The organism is Streptomyces sp. YIM 130001, from assembly GCF_003574445.1.
Lineage (GTDB): Bacteria > Actinomycetota > Actinomycetes > Streptomycetales > Streptomycetaceae > Streptomyces.
The window spans coordinates 52,893-77,529 of record NZ_KZ984573.1 but is presented as its reverse complement, the minus strand read 5'-3'; the positions used below and the strand labels follow the sequence as shown (position 1 = coordinate 77,529).

General features: G+C 71.7%; 20 protein-coding genes. 5 read left to right on the top strand and 15 right to left on the bottom strand.

Features of this window, described 5'->3' with window-relative positions; genetic code table 11:
- Window positions 1-14 precede the first annotated feature (14 nt).
- The 4 genes from DSC45_RS32860 to hrcA form a co-directional block, all read right to left on the bottom strand.
- Window positions 15-752 (bottom strand): 16S rRNA (uracil(1498)-N(3))-methyltransferase, encoded by a 738-nt coding sequence (locus tag DSC45_RS32860; RefSeq protein WP_119295676.1) that lies wholly within the window; start codon window positions 750-752, stop codon window positions 15-17.
- On the bottom strand, window positions 749-1,822 hold the full coding sequence (locus tag DSC45_RS32855) for a nitronate monooxygenase (protein ID WP_119295675.1): 1,074 nt from the start codon (window positions 1,820-1,822) through the stop codon (window positions 749-751). The genes DSC45_RS32860 and DSC45_RS32855 overlap by 4 nt, the downstream gene beginning before the upstream one ends.
- 123 nt (window positions 1,823-1,945) lie before the next feature.
- Window positions 1,946-3,079 carry a molecular chaperone DnaJ gene (dnaJ, locus tag DSC45_RS32850; RefSeq protein WP_119295674.1) on the bottom strand — a complete coding sequence of 378 codons (1,134 nt, stop codon included), beginning with the start codon at window positions 3,077-3,079 and terminating at the stop codon, window positions 1,946-1,948.
- A complete protein-coding gene (gene hrcA, locus DSC45_RS32845) occupies window positions 3,080-4,096 on the bottom strand; it encodes a heat-inducible transcriptional repressor HrcA (protein WP_119295673.1) in 1,017 nt (338 codons plus the stop codon).
- Window positions 4,097-4,258: 162 nt separating this feature from the next.
- Between hrcA and DSC45_RS32840 the strand changes: the two genes are divergently transcribed.
- Both DSC45_RS32840 and DSC45_RS32835 read left to right on the top strand, forming a co-directional pair.
- Window positions 4,259-5,020, top strand: coding sequence for an MBL fold metallo-hydrolase (locus tag DSC45_RS32840; protein ID WP_119295672.1), 762 nt, complete (start codon window positions 4,259-4,261; stop codon window positions 5,018-5,020).
- A gap of 35 nt (window positions 5,021-5,055) precedes the next feature.
- Entirely contained in the window at window positions 5,056-5,922 is an 867-nt protein-coding gene (locus DSC45_RS32835; RefSeq protein WP_119295671.1) for a DUF3097 domain-containing protein, read from the top strand.
- A gap of 30 nt (window positions 5,923-5,952) precedes the next feature.
- Here the strand turns inward: DSC45_RS32835 and hemW are convergent, their stop codons facing one another.
- Both hemW and DSC45_RS32825 read right to left on the bottom strand, forming a co-directional pair.
- On the bottom strand, window positions 5,953-7,185 hold the full coding sequence (gene hemW, locus DSC45_RS32830; protein ID WP_119295670.1) for a radical SAM family heme chaperone HemW: 1,233 nt from the start codon (window positions 7,183-7,185) through the stop codon (window positions 5,953-5,955).
- Window positions 7,186-7,266: 81 nt separating this feature from the next.
- Window positions 7,267-9,129, bottom strand: a complete 1,863-nt coding sequence (locus tag DSC45_RS32825) for a SpoIIE family protein phosphatase (protein ID WP_240434984.1) — start codon at window positions 9,127-9,129, stop codon at window positions 7,267-7,269.
- Window positions 9,130-9,472: 343 nt separating this feature from the next.
- Between DSC45_RS32825 and DSC45_RS32820 the strand changes: the two genes are divergently transcribed.
- Window positions 9,473-10,054, top strand: coding sequence for a response regulator (locus DSC45_RS32820; RefSeq protein WP_119295690.1), 582 nt, complete (start codon window positions 9,473-9,475; stop codon window positions 10,052-10,054).
- A gap of 49 nt (window positions 10,055-10,103) precedes the next feature.
- Here DSC45_RS32820 and DSC45_RS32815 read toward each other — a convergent pair whose 3' ends face one another.
- Window positions 10,104-11,993 carry an AMP-dependent synthetase/ligase gene (locus DSC45_RS32815; protein WP_119295669.1) on the bottom strand — a complete coding sequence of 630 codons (1,890 nt, stop codon included), beginning with the start codon at window positions 11,991-11,993 and terminating at the stop codon, window positions 10,104-10,106.
- Between the two features lie 261 nt (window positions 11,994-12,254).
- Window positions 12,255-14,120, bottom strand: a complete 1,866-nt coding sequence (gene lepA / locus DSC45_RS32810; protein WP_119295668.1) for a translation elongation factor 4 — start codon at window positions 14,118-14,120, stop codon at window positions 12,255-12,257.
- Window positions 14,121-14,412: 292 nt separating this feature from the next.
- Here lepA and rpsT point away from each other — a divergent pair, with 292 nt between their 5' ends.
- Window positions 14,413-14,679, top strand: a complete 267-nt coding sequence (gene rpsT, locus DSC45_RS32805) for a 30S ribosomal protein S20 (RefSeq protein WP_119295667.1) — start codon at window positions 14,413-14,415, stop codon at window positions 14,677-14,679.
- A gap of 336 nt (window positions 14,680-15,015) precedes the next feature.
- On the opposite strand, the gene holA is transcribed toward rpsT, so the two are convergent.
- The gene (holA, locus tag DSC45_RS32800; RefSeq protein ID WP_119295689.1) at window positions 15,016-16,008 is read right to left on the bottom strand and encodes a DNA polymerase III subunit delta; all 993 of its coding nucleotides are present in this window, start codon (window positions 16,006-16,008) and stop codon (window positions 15,016-15,018) included.
- Between the two features lie 88 nt (window positions 16,009-16,096).
- On the opposite strand from holA, the gene DSC45_RS32795 reads away from it, so the two are divergent.
- On the top strand, window positions 16,097-16,342 hold the full coding sequence (locus DSC45_RS32795) for a hypothetical protein (protein WP_119295688.1): 246 nt from the start codon (window positions 16,097-16,099) through the stop codon (window positions 16,340-16,342).
- Between the two features lie 20 nt (window positions 16,343-16,362).
- On the opposite strand, the gene DSC45_RS32790 is transcribed toward DSC45_RS32795, so the two are convergent.
- The 6 genes from DSC45_RS32790 to DSC45_RS32765 all read right to left on the bottom strand — a co-directional run bounded on the left by DSC45_RS32790 (window position 16,363) and on the right by DSC45_RS32765 (window position 23,957).
- Complete coding sequence (locus DSC45_RS32790) at window positions 16,363-17,256, bottom strand: YceI family protein (protein WP_276145485.1); 894 nt, start codon at window positions 17,254-17,256, stop codon at window positions 16,363-16,365.
- A gap of 146 nt (window positions 17,257-17,402) precedes the next feature.
- On the bottom strand, window positions 17,403-18,125 hold the full coding sequence (locus DSC45_RS32785; RefSeq protein WP_240434982.1) for an arylamine N-acetyltransferase family protein: 723 nt from the start codon (window positions 18,123-18,125) through the stop codon (window positions 17,403-17,405).
- Between the two features lie 243 nt (window positions 18,126-18,368).
- Window positions 18,369-19,661 (bottom strand): MFS transporter, encoded by a 1,293-nt coding sequence (locus DSC45_RS32780; protein ID WP_119295664.1) that lies wholly within the window; start codon window positions 19,659-19,661, stop codon window positions 18,369-18,371.
- Window positions 19,658-20,425: a winged helix-turn-helix domain-containing protein gene (locus DSC45_RS32775; protein ID WP_119295663.1), complete on the bottom strand. Its 768-nt coding sequence runs from the start codon at window positions 20,423-20,425 to the stop codon at window positions 19,658-19,660. The genes DSC45_RS32780 and DSC45_RS32775 overlap by 4 nt, the downstream gene beginning before the upstream one ends.
- A gap of 86 nt (window positions 20,426-20,511) precedes the next feature.
- On the bottom strand, window positions 20,512-23,196 hold the full coding sequence (locus tag DSC45_RS32770; RefSeq protein ID WP_119295662.1) for a ComEC/Rec2 family competence protein: 2,685 nt from the start codon (window positions 23,194-23,196) through the stop codon (window positions 20,512-20,514).
- Window positions 23,197-23,270: 74 nt separating this feature from the next.
- A complete protein-coding gene (locus tag DSC45_RS32765) occupies window positions 23,271-23,957 on the bottom strand; it encodes a ComEA family DNA-binding protein (protein ID WP_240434980.1) in 687 nt (228 codons plus the stop codon).
- Between the last annotated feature and the right edge of the window lie 680 nt (window positions 23,958-24,637).

The following is a 24,637-nucleotide window of genomic DNA, read 5'->3' as shown; positions in this document are numbered from 1 at the left end:
CGGCGCGACGCGCCTCAGCCCCAGCGCCCCGTACGCCCTAGCAGCAGCGCCACCGCCGCCGTCCCGGCCGTGGAGGTGCGCAGCACCGATGGGCCGAGGCGGAACGGCCCGGCGCCCGACGCCTCGAAGGCCGCCAACTCCTCGGGGGACACGCCCCCTTCGGGACCCACGACGAGAACGATGGAGCCTCGCCCGGGAAGCTTCGCCGAGGCGAGCGGGGTACTGCCCTCCTCGTGCAGTACGGCGGCGAAGTCGGCCTCGGCCAGCAGCGCGGCCACCTGTTTCGTGGTCGCCGCCTCGGCGACCTCGGGGAAGCGTGGCCGTCGCGACTGCTTGCCCGCTTCGCGGGCCGTGGCCCGCCATTTGCCGAGCGACTTGAGGCCGCGTTCGCCGCGCCACTGGGTGACGCAACGGGCCGCCGGCCAGGGGACGATGCGGTCGACGCCGGTCTCCGTCATGGTCTCCACGGCGAGTTCACCGCGGTCGCCCTTGGGCAGTGCCTGCACCACGGTGATGTGCGGCTCGGGTTCGGGTTCCCGCTGGACCCCGCCGAGGCCCGTGACGTGGAGCCGGTCCTTGCCCTCGGAGGCATGGACGGTGCCCGCGGTCCACTGTCCGCGCCCGTCGGTGAGGACGAGCTCCTCGCCGGGCCGCAGCCGTTTCACGGTGACGGCGTGCCGTCCCTCGGCGCCGTCCAGGACGTAGGTTTCCGCGGCGGGCACCTCGTCGACGACGAAGACGGGTGCGGTCACACGACACCTCCGGGCGCCAACGCGGCGCGGGTGGCGTCGAGTTCGGCCGCGATCACCTCGACGAGCTGTCCGGCGGGCAGTTCGCGGGTGAGCCGGTATCCCTGGCCGGCCCACAGCGCCATGCCCTGCGCGTCGCCGACCTTCGCGGCGGCCTTGCGCAGCCCGCTGGTGAGGTGGTGGATCTGCGGGTATCCGGGAGGGGCGTAGGGACCGTGCTCGCGCAGGAAGCGGTTCACCAGGCCGCGGGCGGGGCGGCCGGAGAAGGCTCGGGTCAGCTCGGTGCGGTTGAACAGCGGGTCGGTCAGGGCCGCCTTGTGCAGCGCGTGCGCCCCGGACTCGGGGCAGGGCAGGAAGGCGGTTCCGAACTGGCCCGCGTCGGCGCCCGCGGCGAGTACGGCGGCCAGCTGCCCGCCGCGCATCAGCCCGCCGGCCGCGACGACCGGCACCGACACGGTCTCCCTGACCCGGGTGACGAGGGTGAGCAGGCCGATGCCGGACCCGTCGCTCTCCGGGTTGTCGCGGAAGGTGGCCTGGTGCCCGCCCGCCTCGACGCCCTGGACGCAGACGGCGTCCGCGCCGGCCCGCTCGGCGGCCCGCGCCTCGTCGGGCGTCGTGACGGTGACGATGGTGACCGTGCCGACCCGGGCGAACGAGTCGAGGACGTTGCGGGTGGGGCAGCCGAAGGTGAACGAGACCACCGGGACGGGGTGTTCGAGCAGGATCGCCAGCTTCGCCTCGTAGCCGTCGTCGAGTCCCGTGTCGGGGTCGCCGAGCGGTGTCTCGTACCAGGCGGACTCGCCGGCCAGCTGGTCGGCGTAGACGGCGACGGCGGCGGGGTCGGCGCAGGCCGGCTGCGGCATGAACAGGTTGACCCCGAAGGGCTGTGCGGTGAGCCCGCGCAGCTGCTTCAGCTCCTCGTACATCCCGTCGACGGTTTTGTACCCCGCGGCGAGAAAGCCGAGGCCACCCGCTTCACTGACCGCGGCCGCGAGTGCCGGGCAGGACGCGCCGCCGGCCATGGGGGCCTGCACGATCGGATAGGGGCAGAGATCCGTCAACACGGTGGGCATGAACGCATCGTGCCACGTCCGCGAGGGTCCGCCGAATTGGTGATTCCGGGGGCATGTGCCAGGCCACGGGCCCGCGTGGGTCGCTACGACGCACGCGGGTCCGGGCGGGCCGCGGGGCGCGCCTCAGCGGCCGTTGAAGGCGTCCTTCAGGCGGGAGAACAGGCCCTGCTGGCCGGGCTGGAACTGTCCGGTGGGACGCTCCTCGCCGCGCAGCTTGGCCAGCTCGCGCAGCAGTCGCTCCTGCTCGGCGTCGAGCTTGGACGGAGTGAGCACCTCGACGTGCACGATGAGGTCGCCGCGGCCGCCGCCGCGCAGATGCGTGATGCCGCGCTGGTGCAGCGGGATCGACTGGCCGGACTGGGTGCCGGGCCTGATGTCGACCTCCTCCATGCCGTCGAGCGTCTCGAGCGGCACCTGGGTGCCGAGCGAGCCCGCCGTCATCGGGATGGTCACCGTGCAGTGCAGGTCGTCGCCGCGCCGCTGGAAGACGGTGTGCGGCAGTTCGTGGATCTCCACGTAGAGGTCGCCGGCCGGGCCGCCGCCGGGGCCCACCTCGCCCTCGCCGGCCAGCTGGATCCGGGTGCCGTTGTCCACACCGGCGGGGATCTTGACGGTGAGCGTGCGGCGGGACCGGATCCGGCCGTCGCCCGCGCACTCGTGGCACGGGGTGGGCACCACGGTGCCGAAGCCCTGGCACTGCGGGCAGGGCCTCGACGTCATGACCTGGCCGAGGAAGGAGCGCGTGACCTGCGAGACCTCGCCGCGACCGCGGCACATGTCACAGGTCTGCGCGGAGGTGCCGGGCGCCGCACCCTCGCCGGAACAGGTGGTGCACACGATGGCCGTGTCCACCTGGATGTCCTTGGTGGTGCCGAACGCGGCCTCGTCCAGCTCGATCTCGAGCCGGATCATCGCGTCCTGGCCGCGGCGGGTGCGCGAGCGCGGGCCGCGCTGGGACGCCGAACCGAAGAACGCGTCCATGATGTCCGAGAAGTTCCCGAAACCGCCTGCTCCGAAGCCTCCGGCGCCGCCGCCGGCCTGCGACAGCGGATCGCCACCGAGGTCGTAGACCTGCTTCTTCTGCGGATCGGAGAGCACCTCGTACGCGGCGTTGATCTCCTTGAAGCGCTCCTGCGTCTTCGGGTCCGGATTCACATCCGGGTGGAGTTCACGCGCCAGGCGGCGGAAGGCCTTCTTGATCTCGTCCTGTGATGCGTCGCGGCGCACGCCGAGTACGGCGTAGTAGTCCGTGGCCACTTACGACTCCGCCAGGATCTGTCCGACGTAACGTGCCACTGCGCGTACCGCTCCCATCGTTCCGGGGTAATCCATGCGGGTCGGTCCGACCACGCCGAGCTTGGCGACTGCCTCGCCGCCCGAACCGTAGCCGACCGAGACGACGGACGTGGAGTTGAGGCCCTCGTGGGCGTTCTCGTGACCGATGCGTACGGTCATGCCCGAATCCTTCGCCTCGCCGAGCAGCTTGAGAAGCACGACCTGCTCCTCGAGTGCCTCGAGCACTGGCCTGATCACCAGCGGGAAGTCATGTCCGAAGCGGGTCAGATTGGCGGTTCCGCCGATCATGAGCCGCTCCTCCGTCTCCTCGACGAGGGTTTCGAGGAGTGTGGAGACGACGGTGGCGACCGTACCGCGGTCCTCCTGCTCGAAGGACTCCGGGAGGTCCTGCACGAGCAGCGGGACGTCCGAGAACCGACGTCCCCCGACCCGGCTGTTGAGCCGGGCCCGCAGGTCGGCGAGCGAGGTCTCACCGAACGGCGCCGGGCAGTCGACGTGCCGCTGCTCGACACGGCCCGTGTCCGTGATCACCACGAGCATCAGCCGGGCCGGCGCGAGCGAGAGCAGCTCGACATGACGCACCGTCGAGCGGGTCAGCGACGGGTACTGCACGACAGCGACCTGCCGGGTCAGCTGCGCGAGCAGCCGCACCGTACGCGCGACCACGTCGTCGAGGTCGACGGCGCTGTCGAGGAAGTTCTGGATGGCGCGGCGCTCCGGCGAGGACAGGGGCTTGACCCCGGCCAGCTTGTCGACGAAGAGCCGGTACCCCTTGTCCGTGGGGATGCGCCCGGCGCTCGTGTGCGGCTGGGCGATGAAGCCCTCCTCCTCGAGCGCCGCCATGTCATTGCGCACGGTGGCGGGCGAGACGCCGAGGTGGTGCCGCTCGGTGAGGGCCTTGGAGCCGACGGGCTCCTCCGTCCCCACATAGTCCTGGACGATGGCGCGCAGCACCTCGAGCCTGCGTTCGTTGAGCATCCGCGCACCTCCCTGTCGCCCCCACTGCCGCCCTCCTGGCACTCACCGGGCGTGAGTGCCAGCCTTGCCGCGCCCAGTGTACGGCGGTGAGGTGCGGGCCCGGCAAGGGTGGTGCCGCGCCGTGGCCGGGCGGCGGGATCGGACGCGGTCTAACGTCTGCCCATGGGCATGACTTGGGAAGAGGCCGGCTGGGAGCGGGTCGCGGGGCCGGCACGTCCGGCGCCGCCCTCGGCCGAGGTCTCGGTGGGCCGGCGCAGGCTGCCGGTCTGGGACTGCACGGCCGGCCTCGTGGTGGGTGACGGTGCGGCGCTGCTGATCGACGCGGGGTCCTCACTGCGTGAGGGCGCACAGCTGCGCCGGCAGGCCGAGTCGCTGCTCGGCGGGCGTCGGGTGACACATCTCGCACTCACCCACCCGCACTTCGACCACGTGCTCGGCGGCGCGGCGTTCGCCGGCGTCGAGGTCTTCGGCGCGCTCGGGGTGGGTGAGGTGCTCGCCGACGGGCGGCACGAGGCGCTGGCCGCCGACGCCGTACGGAACGGGGCGGATCGAGGCGCGGCGGCCGAGGCGGCCGATCTCGTGGTGCGGCCCCGGCAGGAGGTCGCGGAACGCCGGGCGGTCGACCTCGGCGGCGGCCTGCGGGTCGTCCTCGCGAACGTCGGGCCCGGGCACACCCGTCATGATCTGGCCGTCGTCGTGCCCGGCTCGCCGGCGACCGTGTTCTGCGGGGACCTGGTGGAGGAGTCCGGCGAGCCGCAGGCGGGGGACGACGCGGTTCCGTCGCGCTGGCCGGACGCCCTCGACCGGCTCCTCGCCCTCGGCGGGCCTCGGGCGCGCTACGTCCCGGGGCACGGATCGATGGTTGATGCGGCTTTTGTCCGGGCCCAACGCGACCGGCTCGCCGCCCAGTTCGGCGTGTCGTAAACACTGGTCGGCGGCTTCTTCCTATCGTCTGCCGAATGCGCCCACCCGCCTCCCGCCCCCATGCTTCCGGTGAACGCCCTTCGGGCCGCTCTCGCCAGTACTCCCCCGATCTGACCCCGCCCTGGAAGAAGCCTGCCCAGGTGCCCGAGGTCCCCGCCGACCGCGACCTCGTGGTCGAGGAGGCGGCGACCGGCTTCTGCGGAGCGGTGATCGGCTGCGAGGCCGGCACCGTGACCCTCGAGGACCGCTTCGGCAAGCACCGGGTCTTCCCGCTCGAGCCGTCCGGCTTCCTGCTCGAGGGCCGCGTGGTGACGCTCGTGCGCCCCTCGCAGGGGCCGGCCCGTCCCACCCGTACGGCATCCGGCTCGGTCGCCGTGCCCGGGGCGCGGGCGCGTGTCGCGCGGGCCGGCCGGATCTACGTGGAGGGCCGGCACGACGCGGAACTCGTGGAACGGGTCTGGGGTGACGACCTGCGCATCGAGGGCGTCGTCGTCGAGTACCTGGAGGGCGTGGACGATCTGCCCGCGATCGTCGAGGAGTTCGGCCCGGCCCCCGACGCCCGGCTCGGAGTCCTCGTCGACCATCTGGTGTCCGGCAGCAAGGAATCGCGGATCGCCGCCTCGATCACCGACGAGCACACTCTCGTCGTCGGCCACCCGTACATCGACATCTGGGAGGCCGTGAAGCCGTCCTCCGTCGGTATCCGCGCCTGGCCCCGGGTACCGCGCGGCCAGGACTGGAAGACCGGCGTGTGCCGGGCACTCGGCTGGCCCGAGAACACCGGGGCGGCCTGGCAGCACATCCTGAGCCGGGTGCACAGCTACCGCGATCTGGAGCCGGAACTGCTGGGCCGCGTCGAGCACCTCATCGACTTCGTGACGGCCCCGCACTCCGGCACCTGATCCGGCCGCTCCGCGTGGCGGAAAAGGGGCTCAGTCGACCAGGTCCCGCACCACGCCGTCCGCCAACAACCGCCCGCGCAACGTCAGTACGGCCCGCCCGTCCTCGAACGGAGCCGCCTCCAGGAGCCCCTCTCCGAGCGCCCGGTCCGCGGCAGCGAGCCCGTCGGGACGGAGCAGGGCCAGCGGGGCGCCCTCACGCAGCCGCAGCTCGAGGAGGATCCGCTCGACCCGGCGGTCCTCGTCGGTGAGCAGTTCGCGACCCGCGCCCGGGGAGCGCCCTTCGACCAGCGCCTGGGCGTACGCGCCCGGATGCTTGACGTTCCACCAGCGGACCCCGCCGACATGGCTGTGCGCGCCGGGGCCCGCGCCCCACCAGTCGGCGCCGCGCCAGTACATCTCGTTGTGCAGGCAGCGGGCGGCTTCGGTGGTGGCCCAGTTGGACACCTCGTACCAGGTCAGGCCCGCCGCGCGGAATGCCTCGTCGGCGATGAGGTACCGGTCGGCGTGCACGTCGTCGTCGGTCGCGGGGATCTCGCCGCGGCGGATCCGGCGGGCCAGCTGGGTGCCCTCCTCGACGATCAGGGCGTACGCCGAGACGTGGTCGGGGCCGGCGCCGAGTGCGGCTTCCAGCGAGGCCCGCCAGTCGTCGTCACTCTCCCCCGGGGTGCCGTAGATCAGGTCCAGGTTGACGTGCTCGAAGCCGGCGGCGCGGGCCTCCGCGACGCAGGCCTCCGGGCGGCCCGGGGTGTGCGTACGGTCGAGGATCTTCAGAACGTGCTGCCGGGCGCTCTGCATGCCGAACGAGACGCGGTTGAAGCCGCCCTCGCGGAGCTCGGCCAGATAACGCGGATCGACGGACTCCGGATTGGCCTCGGTGGTGATCTCGGCGTCCGGTGCGAGCCCGAACTCGTCCCGCAGAGCGCCGAGCACCCGCACCAGGTCGGCGGCGGGCAGCAGGGTCGGTGTGCCGCCGCCGACGAAGACGGTGCGCACCGCGCGCGGGTCGTCGCCCAGGACCTTGCGGGCCAGCCTGATCTCCTCGATCAGGTGCGCGGCGTAGGTGTCGCGGGAGGCGAGCGCGCCGCCGGGGCCGCGCAGCTCGCTCGCCGTGTACGTGTTGAAGTCGCAGTAGCCGCAGCGGGTCGCGCAGTACGGCACGTGCAGGTAGAAGCCGAGGGGTCGCCCGGCGGCGCCGGCCAGGGCCGATGCGGGCAGCGAGCCGTCGTCGGGCACGGGTTCGCCGTCGGGGAGTACGGAGGGCATGACCCCATTGTCCTGCACTCGCGGCCTTGCCCCGCACCGGCGTCTCCCCGGGGGCCGGCCCGAGACGCCGGGCGGGCGGCGTCACGTCGCCCGGAGCACCAGGAGGGCCAGGTCGTCGTCCGGGGGGAGGTCGGCGTACGCGTGTACCTGGCGGCGGATGCGGTCGGCGATCATGTGGGCGTCGAGCCCCGCGCAGTCGGCGAGCGCACGGGAGAGACCGTCGGCGTCGTCGAACTGGCGGCTGCCGGAACGTCGCTCCGTCACCCCGTCCGTGACGCACAGCAGGGTCTCGCCCGCGCCGAGCACGAAGGACTCGCTGCGGTACGCCGCGTCGTCGACGATCCCGAGCAGCACCTGCGAACCGGCCGCGGGCCGGACCCCGCCCTCGGTGTCGAGAAGCAGCGGGAGCGGGTGCCCGGCGCAGGCCAGGGTGCAGCGGATGCCGTCGGCGCAGGGCACCAGCTCGCCGTACAGCAGGGACAGGAACCGTGCGGGCGAGGCGTCGGACGCCTCGGCGAGGCCGGGCACGCCGGAGGCCGCGACCGCGCGGGCCGCGGAGTCGGCGGCTTCTAGGGCGTCCTCGATGAGGGCGCGGTTGAGCCGGTCGAGCACCTCGGCGACAGGACGTCCCTCGCGGGCCAGCAGGCGCAGCCAGGGGCGGGCGAGGCCGGTGACCACCGCAGCCTCGGGGCCCTTGCCGCAGACGTCACCGAGCGCGAAGCACCAACGGCTGTCGCCCGCCGGGAACACGTCGTAGAAGTCGCCGCCGGCCAGGGAGTTGTCCCGTGGTTCGTAGATGAGCGCGGTCTCGACTCCGGGCACCTCGGCGACCGAGGAGGGCAGCAGGCCGCGCTGCAGGATGCGGCTGATGGTGGCCTGCCGGGTGTACTGACGGGCCGCGCCGACGGCGAGCGCGACCCGCCGGGAGAAGTCCCGCAGCAGGGCGACCGCCTCGGCCGGGAAGCCACCCGTGCCCGCACGGCCGAGGACCAGCGTGCCCAGCTCGCGGCCGCCCGCGACGAGCCGGCAGCACAGCGCCGAACCGGGGGCCTCGCCGGAGCCGTCGTCCGGCCAGGCGACCGGTACCGGGGCCTCGGCCGGCAGGACGGCGCGGCGCGGCGGGTCCTTCTCGAGGGCGCGCCGCAGTTCGTCGCGTCTGTCCTCGCTGCTGTGCCAGACGCGGGCGAGGCGCGGGGCGGCGCCGCGTCCGTCGTCGCCGTGCAGCCACACGGCGCACCAGTCGGCGAGCCGGGGCACCAGGAGCTGGCCGGCGAGGCCCGCGACCATGTCCTCGTCGAGCTGTCCGGCGAGCAGGTCGGAGGCCTCGGCGAGGAAGCCGAGAGCGCCGCGGCTGTCCCAGCCGTCGTCGTCGGTCCGGGCGGGGCGCGACGCGTCGGGTGCGGTGGCGTGCCGGGTGGGTTCGGGTGCTTCCTCTGTGTCGGCGCGCGCCTCGCGGGCGGCGGGCGGTGCGTGGACGGGGAGTCTGGCCCAGACGGTCTTGGAACCCGTGCGGTAGGTGACGCCCCAGGATTCGCAGAGGGTGGCGACGAGCTGCAGTCCGCGCCCGAACTCCGCCTCTCGGTCGGCGCGTTGACCGCCGTGCGCGTCGTGCACGGGACGGGCCGGATGGTGGTCGGTGACCTCGACGACGAGGGCGGGGGCGTCGTCCGGAACACCGGCGGCCTCCTGGGCCGCGCACGGAGCGATGCGGCAGACGAGGTCCACCGGCGTGCCCGCGTGCACGACCGCGTTGGTGACGAGTTCGCTGACGACGACGTCCGCGTCGTCGGCGAGCGACTCCGCGACGGGGCCGTCGAGCCGATCGGCGCGACCGCCGGGGACGGGGCCGGCGGTCGCGGTCCATTCGGTGAGCGCGGCGCGCACGAAGCGGCGCGCGGCCGCCGGGGCGCGCGAGGTGCCCGGCAGGGCGGTACGGACGGACACCGGCCGGTCGGGGCGTACAGGCGGGCGGGCAGGCGGTGGAACGGAAGCCGGCTCGGTCTCCCGCCGCGTGGGAATCGTCGCCACGGTGCGACTCCTGGCAGTTCGGGCAAATGCCTCTCGGGCAACATGCCCAGAGTGTCAGACTGTCGCCCCTCACAAGCACGTAGTTGCCGAAGTGGGCCTCGATGAGTGACATCAGTGGTACGCCCCGGACGTCCTCGTCCGGCCACGCCCAGCACCGCCGCCCACGGCTCCCCGCCGTCCGTCGCGCCGACCCGAAGGAGCTCACGGCACCGCGGACCGCGATCCACTCCGGGCCGAAGAACGAGAAGGCGTGGCCGAGATGAGCGCTGACATACCGTCCGACGACCGGGCCGGCATCCTCCTGGTCGATGACATGGAGGACAACCTCCTCGCCCTGGAGGCCGTACTCGCACCGCTCGACGAGCCGCTGTTCAGGGCCCGTTCGGGCGAGGAGGCCCTGCAGGCGCTGCGGCTCCACCCGTGCGCCGTGGTCCTGCTCGACGTGACCATGCCGGGCATGGACGGATTCGATACGGCGACCCGCATCAGGCGGCTCGACCGGGCGAAGGAAGTGCCGATCGTCTTCCTGACCGGGGCGGACTCCGGCGCCGGCTATGCCTTCCGTGGCTACACGACCGGGGCGGCGGACTATCTGACGAAGCCGTTCGACCCCTGGGTGCTGCGCGCCAAGGTGACGGTCTTCCTCGAACTGCACCGCAGGGGCCGGGAACTGGGTCGGCTACTGGCCCGTGAACGCGCCGAGTTCGACGAGCTGACCACCCGACTGGCGGCCGTGGAGCGGCAGTTGGCGAGCCACCACCTCGAGTCCGCCGGCACGCTCGGCGCCCAGCTCCAGTACATGACAGAGCTCCTGGAACGGATCCGGCGCGAACGGACGTAGCCGAGGGAAACCCCCGGACCACGCCCGCCCGCGCCGGTCTCCGGCCGGCTCAGGCCTCCCGAGCGCCCGCGTACATGTCCTCGATGAGCCCCTTGTACTCGCGCTCGACGACCGGACGCTTCAGCTTGAGGCTGGGCGTCAACTCGCCGTGCTCGATGTCGAGATCGCGCGGCAGGAGCCGGAACTTCTTGAGGGTCTGCCAGCGCTGCAGGCCCTTGTTGAGACGGTCGACGTAGCCCTGGACCAGCTCCAGGGTCTGCGGCGCGGCGACGACTTCGGCGTACGACTTGCCGCCGAGGCCGTTCTCCGCCGCCCAGCCGAGGATCGACGGCTCGTCGAGTGCGATCAGCGCGCTGCAGTAGTTGCGGTCGGCGCCGATGACCACGATGTTGGAGACGAACGGGCAGACGGCCTTGAAGCTGCCCTCGACCTCGGTCGGCGCGATGTACTTGCCGTTGGAGGACTTGAACAGGTCCTTCTTGCGGTCCGTGATCCGCAGATAGCCGTCGGCGGACAGTTCACCGATGTCGACCGTGTGGAACCAGCCGTCCGCCTCGAGGACTTCGGCGGTCTTCTCGGGCAGGCCGTGATAGCCCTGCATGATGCCGGGCCCGCGCAGCAGGATCTCGCCGTCGTCGGCGATACGCACCTCGGTACCGGGCAGCGGCTTGCCGACCGTGCCGGTGCGGTACGCCTCACCGGGGTTCACGAAGCTCGCCGCGCTGGACTCGGTCAGGCCGTAGCCCTCCAGGATGTGGATGCCGGCGCCGGCGAAGAAGTAGCCGATCTCGGGCGCGAGCGCGACCGATCCGGAGACGGCGGCGCGCAGCCGGCCGCCGAACGCCTCGCGCAGCTTCTTGTAGACGAGGGCGTCGGCCACCTTGTGCTTGGCGTTCAGCCCGAAGGGCGCCGAAGCGACGCCGGTGTGCTTGAAGTTGTCCTGGGTGACCTTGGCGTATTCGCGGGACACCCCCGCCGCCCACTGGAAGATCTTGTACTTGGCCCCGCCGCCCTCGCGGGCCTTGGCGGCGACACCGTTGTAGACCTTCTCGAAGATGCGCGGGACGGCCGCCATGTAGGTGGGCTGGACGACCGGCAGGTTCACGATGATCTTGTCGATCCGCCCGTCCACCGCGGTGACGTGGCCGATCTCGATGTGCCCGGAGGTCAGCACCTTGCCGAAGACGTGCGCGAGCGGCAGCCAGAGGTACTGCACGTCCTCGGGCCCGAGGAGCCCGGTGGCCGCGATGGCCTTCGCCATGTACGACCAGTTGTCGTGCGGAAGGCGGACACCCTTCGGGCGGCCGGTGGTGCCCGAGGTGTAGATCAGCGTGGCCAGCTGGTCCTTGGTGATCGCGGCGACCCGGTCGGTGACCGCCTCCGGGTTCTTCTCCAGGTAGGCCGTACCGCGCGCCTCGAGGTCGGCGAGCGAGAGCACCCAGCCCTCGGGGTCGTCGGCGGCCGGCTCCACGCCCTCGGTGTCGATGACCACGACGTGCCGCAGACCGGGCAGTTCGGCGCGGCGCTCACGGGCCTTGGCCAGCTGCTCCGCGTTCTCGGCGATCATGACCTGGCTCTGCGAGTCGGCCAGGATGTAGGCGGATTCCTCGACGTTGGTCGACGGGTACACCGTGGTCGTGGCCGCGCCGGCGCACAGGATGCCGAGGTCGGCGAGGATCCATTCGACGCGGGTGTTGGCGGCGAGCGCGACGCGTTCCTCCGGCTGTACACCGAGATCGATCAGGCCTGCCGCGATGCCGTAGACGCGCTCGGCGGACTGCGCCCAGCTCAGCGACTTCCAGTCGTCGGGGCCCTGGCCGGCAGCGGGGGGTACGGGATAGCGGTAGGCCTCTCCGTCCGGGGTGGCCGCCACGCGCTCAAGGAAGAGCGTCGCCACGGAAGGCGGACGGTTCTCGATCAAGGTCTGTGTGTCGCTCACGACATCCTCCGGGGCCCGCGACAGTGCGTGCGACTGGGTGGTTGTTTAACTAGCGAGTAACTTCCGATCGGGATCAGACTAGATGGCCCGCGCCCGCCGCGTAAGGGCCTGCGACCTGTCACTTTCACAGGCCGTGTTCGACGGGCCATGGGTGCACGCCGACGACGGCGCCGGAACGGCCCCCACAGAAAGCGGAAGCCCGCCGCGCAGGGCACGGCGGGCTTCCGACTTGAGGCGCTCCGAGAAACCGGAGGGCGGGCGCTACTTCTTCTTGCTCGCACCCTCGTCGCTGGACAGAACCGCGATGAAGGCCTCCTGCGGGACCTCCACGGCACCCACCATCTTCATCCGCTTCTTGCCCTCCTTCTGCTTCTCGAGCAGCTTGCGCTTACGGGAGATGTCACCGCCGTAGCACTTGGCGAGGACGTCCTTGCGGATGGCACGGATGGTCTCGCGGGCGATCACCCGCGAGCCGATGGCCGCCTGTACGGGGATCTCGAAGGCCTGCCGCGGGATCAGCTCGCGCAGCTTGGCGACGAGGCGGACCCCGTAGGAGTACGCCTGGTCCTTGTGCGTGACGGCCGAGAAGGCGTCGACCTTGTCGCCGTGCAGCAGGATGTCGACCTTGACGAGCTGGGCGGACTGCTCGCCGGTGGGCTCGTAGTCCAGCGAGGCGTAGCCGCGGGTCTTGGACTTCAGCTGGTCGAAGAAGTCGAAGACGATCTCGGCGAGCGGCAGCGTGTAGCGGATCTCGACGCGGTCCTCGGAGAGGTAGTCCATGCCGAGGAGCGTGCCGCGGCGGGTCTGGCAGAGCTCCATGATGGAACCGACGAACTCACTCGGCGCGAGGATGGTGGCCCGCACCATCGGCTCGAAGACCTGGTCGATCTTGCCCACCGGGAACTCGCTCGGGTTGGTCACCGTGTGCTCGGTGCCGTCCTCCATGATCACCCGGTACACCACGTTGGGTGCGGTGGCGATCAGGTCGAGGTTGAACTCGCGCTCGAGCCGCTCGCGGATCACGTCGAGGTGCAGCAGGCCGAGGAAGCCGACCCGGAAACCGAAGCCGAGTGCCGCGGAGGTCTCGGGCTCGTAGACGAGCGCCGCGTCGTTCAACTGCAGCTTGTCGAGCGCCTCGCGCAGCACGGGGTACTCGGAGCCGTCCAGCGGATACAGGCCGGAGAACACCATCGGCTTGGGTTCCTTGTAGCCGCCGAGCGGCTCCTCGGCGCCCTTGTTCAGGAACGTGATCGTGTCACCGACCTTGGACTGCCGTACGTCCTTCACACCGGTGATCAGATAGCCGACCTCACCGACGCCGAGGCCGTCGGCCGGGCGCATCTCCGGGGAGTTGGTGCCGATCTCGAGCAGCTCGTGGGTGGCGCCGGTGGACATCATCCGGATCCGCTCGCGCTTGCCGAGATTCCCGTCGACGACTCGGACGTACGTCACGACGCCGCGGTACGAGTCGTAGACCGAGTCGAAGATCATCGCGCGGGCGGGCGCGTCCTTCACGCCGACCGGGGCGGGCACGTCGCGCACCACACGGTCGAGCAGCGCGTCCACGCCGACGCCGGTCTTCGCCGAGACCTTCAGCACGTCGTCGGGGTCGCAGCCGATGAGGTTGGCGAGCTCCTCGGAGAACTTCTCCGGCTGGGCGGCCGGCAGGTCGATCTTGTTGAGTACGGGAACGATCGTGAGGTCGTTCTCCATCGCCAGGTAGAGGTTGGCCAGCGTCTGGGCCTCGATGCCCTGGGCGGCGTCCACCAGGAGGATGGTGCCCTCGCAGGCGGCGAGCGAGCGCGAGACCTCGTACGTGAAGTCCACGTGGCCCGGGGTGTCGATCATGTTGAGGATGTGGGTCGAACCTTGACCCTCGCCCTCGGTGGGCGCCCAGGGCAGCCGGACCGCCTGGGACTTGATGGTGATGCCGCGCTCGCGCTCGATGTCCATACGGTCGAGGTACTGAGCGCGCATCTGCCGTTGCTCGACCACCCCGGTCAGCTGGAGCATCCGGTCGGCGAGGGTGGACTTGCCGTGGTCGATGTGCGCGATGATGCAGAAATTGCGGATCAGCGCCGGGTCGGTGCGGCTCGGCTCGGGCACATGGATAGGGGTCGCGGGCACGCAGGGTCCTGATTCTTGAGACGTCTGCAGCGCACTGCAGCCTCGGGTCGGATCGTCACGTAGCTTCCATCGTCCCATGAGTGGGGACTCCGGCCGGGCGCTGGGCCGTCGCGCAGTGGCGGGGCGGGTGCGGAGCAGGCGTGCGAGGTCGTGGAGCGGCCCGGCCCGGGAGGCCGACCGGGTGCGGATTGGGTCGTCGACGGACCTGCTGGTAGCGTTGTCAGCTGTGTCTCGTGACCTGCACGGTGACGGGACGCACCCAGAAGATCATCGAACCTGAAAAGGCTCTTTCGTGGCGAACATCAAGTCCCAGATCAAGCGGAACAAGACGAACGAGAAGGCGCGCCTGCGCAACAAGGCCGTCAAGTCGTCGCTCCGCACCGCGATCCGCAAGACCCGTGAGGCCGCCTCCGCGGGCGACGTCGACAAGGCCACTGCGGCCCTGCGCGACGCCAACCGCAAGCTCGACAAGGCCGTCTCCAAGGGCGCCATCCACAAGAACCAGGCCGCCAACAAGAAGTCGGCGCTTGCTTCCCAGGTTGCCTCCCTCAAGGGCTGAGCATTTCTTCCCGGGTGCCATGGCGCCCGACCCCCGGCCGAACCCCAGTGTGGGCGACGCCGGTGACTTGATCGCCGGAAGGGACCCAGCGGGCCCTCTCATCCGCTCCCGACCGGCACCTCGGATCCGCACGCGGCCTGCGTTCGCCACGCGGGTGCGGATCCATCCAGCGCATCACGAAGGCCCCGCCTCCGTCCTTCCCCAGGACTCGGGCGGGGCTTTCGCGTGCGAGGTGTCACCTCACGGGCCGTTCGGTGGAGGGCAGCCGTTCAGCGCGTCCGGCGACGGGGGCGAGGCCGCCGGGGGCGCCTGGCCGGCAGCCCGCGCGGCGAACCCTCACCCGCGGGCGCTGCGCAATCCCTTCGCCCGTGCCACCGCGACCACCGCCTTCTCCAGCGCGTACGCGGAATCGTCTCCGCCGCCCTTGACCCCCGCATCCGCATCCGCCACGGCCCGCAGTGCCGCCGCGACCCCGTCCGGCGTCCAGCCCCGCATCTGCTGTCGTACCCGGTCGATCTTCCAGGGCGGCATGCCGAGCTCGCGGGCCAGATCCGCGGGCCGGCCACCGCGCGCGGCGGAGAGCTTGCCGATGGCGCGCACCCCCTGCGCCATCGCGCTGGTGATCATCACGGGCGCCACCCCCGTCGCGAGCGACCAGCGCAGCGCCTCGAGGGCCTCCGCCGCACGCCCCTCGACCGCCCGGTCGGCGACCGTGAAGCTCGAGGCCTCGGCGCGCCCCGTGTAGTAGCGCCCGACGACGGCGTCGTCGATCGTGCCCTCGACATCGGCCGCCAGCTGCGAGGCCGCACTCGCCAGCTCGCGCAGGTCGCTGCCGATCGAGTCCACCAGGGCCTGGCAGGCCTCCGGGGTAGCGGAGCGCCCGAGCGTCCGGAACTCCCCGCGTACGAACGACAGTCGGTCCGCGGGCTTCGTCATCTTCGGGCAGGAGACCTCGCGGGCCCCGGCCTTGCGCGCGGCGTCGAGGAGCCCCTTGCCCTTGGCCCCGCCCGCGTGCAGCAGGACGAGCGTGATCTCCTCGAAGGGTGAGCCGAGATACGCCTTGACGTCCTTGACCGAGTCGGCCGACAGGTCCTGGGCGCTGCGCACCACCACGACCTTGCGCTCGGCGAACAGCGACGGACTGGTCAACTCGGCCAACGTGCCGGGCTGCAGCTGGTCCGAGGTGAGGTCGCGCACATCCGTGTCGGAGTCGGCCGCGCGGGCCGCCGCCACCACCTCCTGCACGGCACGGTCGAGGAGCAGGTCCTCCTGGCCCACCGCGATCGTGACGGGGGTGAGCGGGTCGTCGTTTCCGGGTTTCCTGGCCATCGCGGCCAAGGATCCCACAGCCCACCGACAACGCCGGCGCCACCGTTCGTGCGGGACACTGGAGCCCGAGAAACGGGAGAAGGTGCACGTGAGCGACGTACGGCATGTCCTGGTACTGCCCGACCGCGACGCCGCCGAGGAGGCGGCCCGGGAGCTGGGCGAGCGGTTCGGGACGGACGAGCAGGCGCGGATCCTGCGCGAGGCCCTGGCGGGCGAGGACGACGCCGAGGACGCCCAGTGGCTGGTGCTCCTCGCGGACGAGGACGAACGGCTCGACCCGGCCGCCCTGGACGACTTCGCCGCGGAGTACGAGGGCTGGCGGGAGGAGCCGTAGGTCAATTCCTCTGGCGGGCCTCAGGACTTGGGGACGATCTGGATGTCCAGGTCGATCTTGATGCTCGGGCCGACGACGGCGATGCCGCGCGCCAGCATCGTCTGCCAGGTGATCGTGAAGTCGTCGCGGTGGAGTTCCGTCGTGGCGCGACAGGCGGCGCGGCTCTCGCCCTCCATGCCGTTGCCGGTGCCCAGGTACTCGGTGTCGAGCGTGACGGTGCGGGTCACACCGTGCAGGGACAGGGCTCCGGTGACACCCCAGCGGGTACCGCCGCGGTGCACGAACCGGTCGCTGTAGAACTCGAGCGTGGGGTACCGGCCGACGTCGAGGAAGTCGGCCGAGCGCAGGTGGTCGTCGCGCATCTTGACGTTGGTGTCGATCGACGCGGCGTCGATCACTACGTGCATGGCGGACTCGTCCATCCGGTCGGCCACCCGGATCGCACCGGCGAAGGTGGTGAACCGTCCGTGGACGCGCGCCATTCCGATGTGCCGGGCGGTGAACGCGACCGTGGAATGTGCGGGCTCGATCTCCCACTCGCCGGGCTCGGGCAGCGTGGGCGGCTGGGCGACCTGGAGCAGGACGTCGCCGAGCGCGGTGTGCTCGCCCTCGGTCGCGACGGCACTGCCCCGAAAGGGGGTGTAGCCGTCCGCGGAGACCGCGAGGCGGTACTCACCGACCGGGACGCTCGCCATGAACGAACCGAAGGGGTCGGCCTCTCCGCGCACGACCTTGCGTCCCTGCGCGTCGCTGACCGTGAACTCGGCGTTCCGCACCGGCTCGCCGACCTGGTCGACGGCACGGCAGCTGAGGACTCCGCCGTGCGGAGGTACGGAAAGGAGCGGCGAGGGGTGATTGCCGCGATGGGGGTTGCCTGCCCGACTTCTGCGCGTTCCTACGAGACGGCCGAACAACTGGAACACCCCTGCGTGGCTTGTTTTCTCCGATGACGGATTCGTATTCGACCACCGTTGAGGCATTCGAGGCAACACAGGCTCACATTGCGGGAAACCTGCACCTACGCAGGGACTGACCGGTACGTCCGAATTCGCCGCTCCGTTCAGCGCTTCGGCAGGTCCGGGAGACGGTCGAGGACGATCCCGAAGTGCTCCCGGTACGCGGCACGCCGCTCGTCCTCCGTCTCGAGCACGACTGATCGACGTTCACCGCCTGCAGCGATCTTGAGTTTTCTGCCACTCAGCGTGACGCGTCCGTCCTCGGTGCTCCGCGAGCAGACCAGCGAGCGGGTGAAGTGAGAATCCGGTGAGCTGCGGTGGTACCAGGCGCCGACCCTGAACTCGGCCAGTTCGCGGGGTCGTTGGTCGAGCCGGTACTCCGGCCTGCCGTTCTGGATGATGTCGAGGTCGCCGTTCGACGCCTGCGCGATCCGGAAGACCCCGCCGGGGTCCTTCTGATCCCCGGGCTCGTCGAACGCCAGCGGATACAGGCTGTGCGCACCGAATCCGACATCGGCCAGCCATACCCCGTCGGCGGTGTCCACGCGCAGCGCCAGATGGTCGTACGGGATGCCGAGCTCGCCGTGCTCGTCGTAGACCCGGGCCTGGAGCAAGGTCACGCGGTAGCCCAGGGAGCGGAGCAACGCGGCGAAGGCGCCGTTCAGTTCGTAGCAGAATCCGCCGCGGTGGCGGTCGACGATCTTGGCGACCAGCGCCTCGTCGGTCAGCACGATGTCCTCGCCGAGATGGATGGAGAGGTTCTCGAACGGGACGCTGAGCAGGTGCCTGCGGTGCAGCGAGCGCAGGGCCTGGGCCGTGGGTTCCATCGGGCGTTCGGCGCCGATGTGGCGCAGGTAGGCGTCCACGCGGCCGGGCTCGAGGACATCGGCGGTGACACCGGGAGCAGGGGTGGCGTCGGCGGGGGCCGTGTCAGCGACTGTGCCGGTGGCGGTTGTGGCAGTGGCTGTGCCGGTGGCGGTTGTGGCAGCAGCTGTATCGGTGGCGGCTGTGGCATCCCCGGCTTGCTTGGCATCCATGGCACCAGTCTGGCCCCCGGCAGCGCGCCGTGTTCATCCGACCGCCTCGTCCGCCGTCTCGTCGGTGGCCTCCCGGGAGAGTCCGACGTGCTGGGCCGCAGGCAGCTCGCGCATACGGGAGACCGGCGAGAGGACGATCCAGAGCACGCTCAGCACCGCGCCGGCCGTACCGATCCACAGCGTCGGACGCAGGCCGATCGTGCTGCCCAGATACCCCGCCGTGATGGCCCCGAGCGGCCTGAAGCCGTGCGTCAACGTACGCAGGGCACCGAGCACCCGCGAGCGCAACCGGTCTGGAACCAGGGCGAGTTGCAGCGAGCCCGCGGATACGTCGACGACCATCACCCCGAAGTTCGACACGAACTCCGCGACGAACAGCACCCCGACGACCACCGGCAACGGCCCCGAAGCGAGCGGCACCAGCAACAACGGCAGGGTGAACACCGCGAACCCGAGCGCGATCGACGGACCGATACCGATGCGCCGCACCACGGTCCCGCTGCACAAGGCACCGATCAGTCCCCCGACCGCGGCCGCACTCAGCAGCGCCCCGAACAGCCCTGCCGACAGGCCCAGTTCCTGCGTCGCGTAGAGCAGGAAGAGCGTGTGGAAGATGAAGTTGAAGTACTGCACGGTCGCCGAGGCCCCGAACAGCGCACGCATCGACGGGTCCCGCACCACCCATGTGATGCCCGCCGTGAAATCCCCTTTCGCGCGAGGGGCGGGCGGCGGTTCCACCGGGTCTATCCGGCGCAGTCGGTCGGCCGATATCAGGTACGTGAACGCGTCGGCGAGCAGCGCGAGCGGAGCTCCGAGCAGCTGCACGAGGAGACCGCCTGCGCCGGGTCCCGCGAGCCCCGACATCGAACGGCTGCCGTTGACCAACGCGTTCCCCTGCACGTAGCGGTCGACGGGGAGCAGTGAGACCAGCAGCGTGACGTTGCAGACGTCGAAAAGGACGGTGAGCGCGCCGATCGAGAAGGCGACGGCGTACAGCTGGACCAGGGTGAGCGAGTCGAAGGCGTACGCCACCGGCAGGGAGATCAGCAGGGCCGCCCGCGCCAAGTCCGTCGCGATCATGACGTACCGGCGGCGCGGTCTTCGGTCGGCCCAGGCTCCGGCGGGCAGGTTGAGCAGCAGGGCGGGCAGCAGCTCGGCCGTCTTGAGGAAGCCCATCTCGGCGGCGTCCGCACCGAGGATCAGTACCGCGGCCAGGGGAATCGCGATCAGTGAGATCTGGTCACCGATCAGGGAGACGGTCTGCCCGGTCCAGTACCTCCGGAACGGTCGCCGCCTGAGCAGCTCGGGGACTCGGGGCGCGGTCATGTCCCGCCGCCGGCGTCGGCCGGGGAGCTGGTGCCGCCCGGGGAGCTGGTGTCGTCCGAGGCGGTGGTGTCGGCCGAGGCGGTGGTGTCGGCCGAGGCGGTGGTGTCGGCCGGGGAGCTGGTGTCGTCCGAGGTGGTGGTGTCGTGGGAGTCGGTGGTGTCGGCCGCTGAGCCCGGTCCGCTCCGCGCCGCGAAGGCGATGCGCAGGACCTCCACGAGGCGTGCCCCCTCGGGCCGTAGCGCCGGATCCGCGTTGCGCACCTCGAAGCGGGACACCAACTCGAGCATCTGCTCGCGGAGTTCGGTGAGTTCCTCGGCCGTGAGGTACACCAGGCTGTCCCCGAACTGCTCTGCCTCCTGCCACTCGAGCGGCAGCGTGTGCCGGGTCTCGATGGCACGAGTCACGCGCTCGAAGTAGTGCTCGGCGACGGCGGTGCTCAGGGCGGCGGACGCCGCGGCCACGTCAGGGTCGTCCGAGTGGTCGGGCCAGACGGTGTAGGCGGCGGTGGCACGCCAGGGCTTCTCCCTGCCCTGACCCCCGCCCGCCTGCTCCACGAGGCCGTACTTCGCGAGCATCCGCAGGTGGTACGAGCAGCTCGCCACGGACTCCCCGGTCAGTTCCGCCGCCTGGGTGGCCGTGAACGGACCTCGGGCCCGGAGCAGTCCCACCAGTGTCATCCGTGTGGGGTGCGTGTAGGCCCGCAGGGCGCGCGGGTCGGTGAGGTGCGTCTCGGAGGGGAGATGGTCTTTTCGCTGACTGGCCATGTTTCTAAAGATATCTTTAGAAGGGTTTCTTTGTAAACGTTTCTTTAGAAGCGCAGCCTTTCCAAGTACCTGGAAGCAGTGCCTCTTCAAGAACGCTGCACCTCCCCCGCCGCTCCGCTCCCCTCGTGAAGCGCCTGCAGCTCGTCCCCCTCCCCCGTAACCGCCACCGCGCCATCGCGATCCGTGCGCAGGACGGCCGCGCCCGACTCTCGGAGAACGGACAACGTACGGGGCGCCGGATGTCCATAACTGTTGTCCGCACCGCAACTGATCAGGGCGAGACGCGGACTCACCCTGGCCAGGAGCCCGGGATCCTGATGGGCCGAGCCGTGGTGGGCGACTTTGAGGACATCGGCCCTCGGCAGGCCCGGCTGCGACCTCAACAGGGCACGCTGCGCAGGTGGTTCGAGATCGCCGGGCAGGAAGAGCGTCACTCCCGCGATCCGGGCGAGCAGCGTGACACTGGCATCGTTCGCCCCACTGCCGGATTCGCCGTCCGAGCCGCCTCCCGATGCGTCGGACGTAGCGCTCCCCGAGCCGCCGGGAACATCACCCCCCGAGCCGACGGCGTCCACATGATCATGTGGCGTTCCGAGTCCGGATCCGGTCCAGAGCACCTCCCAGCTCAGCTCGCCGGTACGACGCCGCTCGCCCGCCACGGCCTCGCTCACCGGGACCCGGAACTCGGCTGCACGGCGGCGTACGAACGCCGCCTGACCGGCCGGCTCGCGCAGTCCCGTCGTCTGGATCACCCCCACCTCGCGACCACGCAGCACCCCGGGCAGGCCCGCCACGTGGTCGGCGTGGAAATGGGTGAGCAGCACCATCGGGATCCGCGTGATGCCCAGCGTGCGCAGACAACGGTCGACGAGCAGCGGATCCGGGCCCGCGTCCACCACCACGGCCGTCCCGGTCCCGGCCCGCAGCACGGTCGCATCGCCCTGGCCGACGTCACACATCACGAACCGCCAGCCGGGCGGCGGCCATCCCGCGATGATCCGGGAGAGCGGCGGCGGCCGGACCACTGTCAACGCCAGCAGCAGCACACAGACCAGGACCAGCGCGGGATGTCGCAGCAGCCTCCGGCCCACCCACAGGACCAGCACCGTGCCCACGGCGAGCAGCAGCCCGCCCCGCCAGCCACCCGGCCAGTCCACCTCCGCCCCGGGCAGCGCCGCACCGGTACGCGCCACCTCCGCGATCCAGCCGACCGGCCAACTCGCGCACCAGGCAAGGCCCTTCGCCACCGGCATCACCAGGGGCGCGGCCGCGAGGGCAGCGAATCCGAGCACCGTGGCGGGCGCGACGGCCAATTCGGCCAGCAGATTGCACGGCACGGCCACCAGGCTCACCCGCGCGGCCAGCACCGCCACCACCGGAGCGCAGACCGCCTGCGCGGCCGTCGCCGCCGCCAACGCCTCGGCCAGGCGCGCCGGCACGCCGCGCCTGCGCAACGCCGCAGCCCACCGCGGCGCCAGCGTGAGCAGGGCACCCGTGGCCAAAACGGAGAGCAGGAATCCGTAGCTCCGCGACAACCACGGGTCGTAGAGCACCAGGACGAGCACGACCGCGGCCAGTGCCGGCAGCAGCGCGCGACGGCGCCCCGTGGCGATCGCCAGCAGTACGACCGCCCCGCATGCGGCCGCTCTGACCACACTCGGATCCGGTCTGCACACGATCACGAAGCCGATCGTGAGTGCCCCGCCGAGCAGCGCCGTCGTCCGCAGGGACAATCCGACACGTGCCGCAATTCCGCGCCGCTCGGCCCGCATCGCGAGACCCGGCGGGCCGATGAGCAGCACCAGCACGATGGTCAGGTTGCTTCCCGAGACAGCCAGCAGATGCGTGAGATCCGTCGCCCGGAAAGCGGCGTCGAGATCCGGCGGGAGCCGCGAGGTGTCCCCGACGACAAGACCGGGCAGCAGCGCCCGCGCGTCTGCCGGCAGACCGTCGGTCGCTTCCTTCAGGCCGGCCCGCAGGCGTCCGGCCAGTCGCTGCACCCCACTCGGCTCACCGACGACGATCGGCGGCTCCTCGCCGGACACACGCAGCACCGCGGCGGAACGCTCGCTGCCGGTGAAGGGCGGAGCCGTCCCGGCACGCACTCGCAGACGAGTCGAGGGCAGCAGGTCGGTCCAGGACGGCGAACTCCGGGCGTGCGGTGCCGCGGCCTGCGCATCCGGAGCGGTGCTCGGAGCCTTCCGTGCCGCAGCCGGCGAGTCCGCTGCCGTGGGCTCGCCCCGGACGACGACCAGGACCGGGGTGCGGGTCGCCGTCACGCTGCCGTCCGGGCCGGTGAGCCTGGTGACTTCGGCCTCGACGAGAACGCTCGGCGGCAACGCCCCCGGTCCCGGAGTCCGCGGCCTGCTCCGGCGCGGGTCCGCCACGACCTCCAACTCCGCGGTCACCGTGGCGTACCGGCTCGCCAGATCCGGCAGCGGCCCCTGTTCCACCTCCGCCCGATGCAACGCGGCGGACGCTCCGGCCGCGGCCGTGCCGAGCAGCACGGCGACCACAGTCGCGGTCCGGAGATTCGGCGCGCGGCGCGGCGCGGGGCTGAGGTGCCCCGGTCGGTGTTCGGCACTTTCGGATCGGGCGCGGCGCCGAAGCAGGGAGACCGCCGCAAGGAGCACAGCCGCGGCGAGAGCGACCGCCCCCACCACCGCCGCCCAGGCGGTGGAGGTACCGACGGTGATCGCGGCCGTTGCCCAGGCCGCCGCCGCGGGCGGGACGAGTCGAAGATCCGTCGGCCCCTCCCCTCCCGGACCCATCGAACCGTCCCGGCGCAGGGCCGCGGTAGGCACCCACGCCCTTTGCACAGCAGACCGGTCCGCGTCGGTCCGGTTCACGGCCCGACCGCATCGCGCATGTCCTCGAAGCGCCGTTCCCCGATGCCGTTCACCTCGCGGAGTTCGTCCACGGAGCGGAAGCCCCCGTGCTCGGTCCGGTACGCGACGATGTGCTGGGCCAGGACCGGACCGACGCCGGGCAGTGTCTCCAGTTGCTCGGGAGTCGCCGAATTGAGGCTGACGACGCCACCCGGCTGCACGCCCGGGGAGCCACCCGAACCGGGGGCGGTCGGAGCCGCGTTCGGCGGTGCGCCCACGATCACCTGCTCCCCGTCGACCAGAACCCGCGCGCGGTTGAGTCCTGTTGTGTCCGCGCCTTTGCGTACACCTCCAGCGGCCCGCAACGCGTCCTCCACGCGCGACCCCTGCGGGAGGCGCCGGACTCCGGGCTTGCGGACCTTGCCCCCGACGTCCACGACCACCCGGCCACCCGGTGTGGCAGCGCCCCTCGTCGACGCCGGTCCACCTCCTCGCACACCGACCGCGGACGACTTCGCGTCGTCGCCCGCCCGGCCTCCGACGGCTTCCGGCGGATGTACGGCCTCCGGCCGGCCGGTCCAGAAGTGATGGATCCCGAACGCCAGCACAGCGATCAGCACCACACCCAACGCCAGGAGGCTGCGTCGATCGAATCCGCACCTCAACTGCAGCCAGAGCGGCAGCCGTTCACGGGCGGCAGCCACCCGCCTCCCACGCGCGCCGCGCGGTTCCGGCGCCAACCCCGGATCCACCTCCGGGCCCGCGGCCTGCGAGGTCGGCACCGGTGGCCGACCGGGCGCCATCGCCCCTGGCTCGGATGTGACCGACCGAGGCTCGCGCGCGGGCAGACGACGACGCTCCGGCACGGCGGACCACGGGCGGTCGGGTGCGTGTCCCGAAGCTGGTGCGCGTCCCGAAGCAGCCCGCGCCTCGTCCGGACCCACCCGCTCCCCCGGCCGCCGCACCCCCCGAGACATGGCCAACGTGCCGTGCGGCCCCACGCCCTCCACCCGGCTCCGGCTCACCCCCAGGTCCACCGCCGCACCAGCCTTCAGCCGTCGCGGTCGAAGCCGAACGGTGTCGTTCGAGCGCACATCCCCGTCGCCACGAACTCCGCTCGGGGGGCCTCCACCTTCCAACGCCCGTTGCCGCAGGGCCTCGAGGTCCGGCCGCGCAACCGCCCTCGGGCGGCTCCCCGCGCCGGCCGGGCCGCCGTCCGCCGCTGCCGTACGACGTTCTCCACGCGCCCCGTCAGCCGCCGGACGGCGCCGCCTGCCCGCCCGGAGTTTGACCGTGCCCGCATCGGCCAACCGACCGGCCCCGGCGGAGGATTCTGCCTCGCCCGGGCCGTCTCCCCGCGCCACCCGAGCCTGTGAGGGCGACG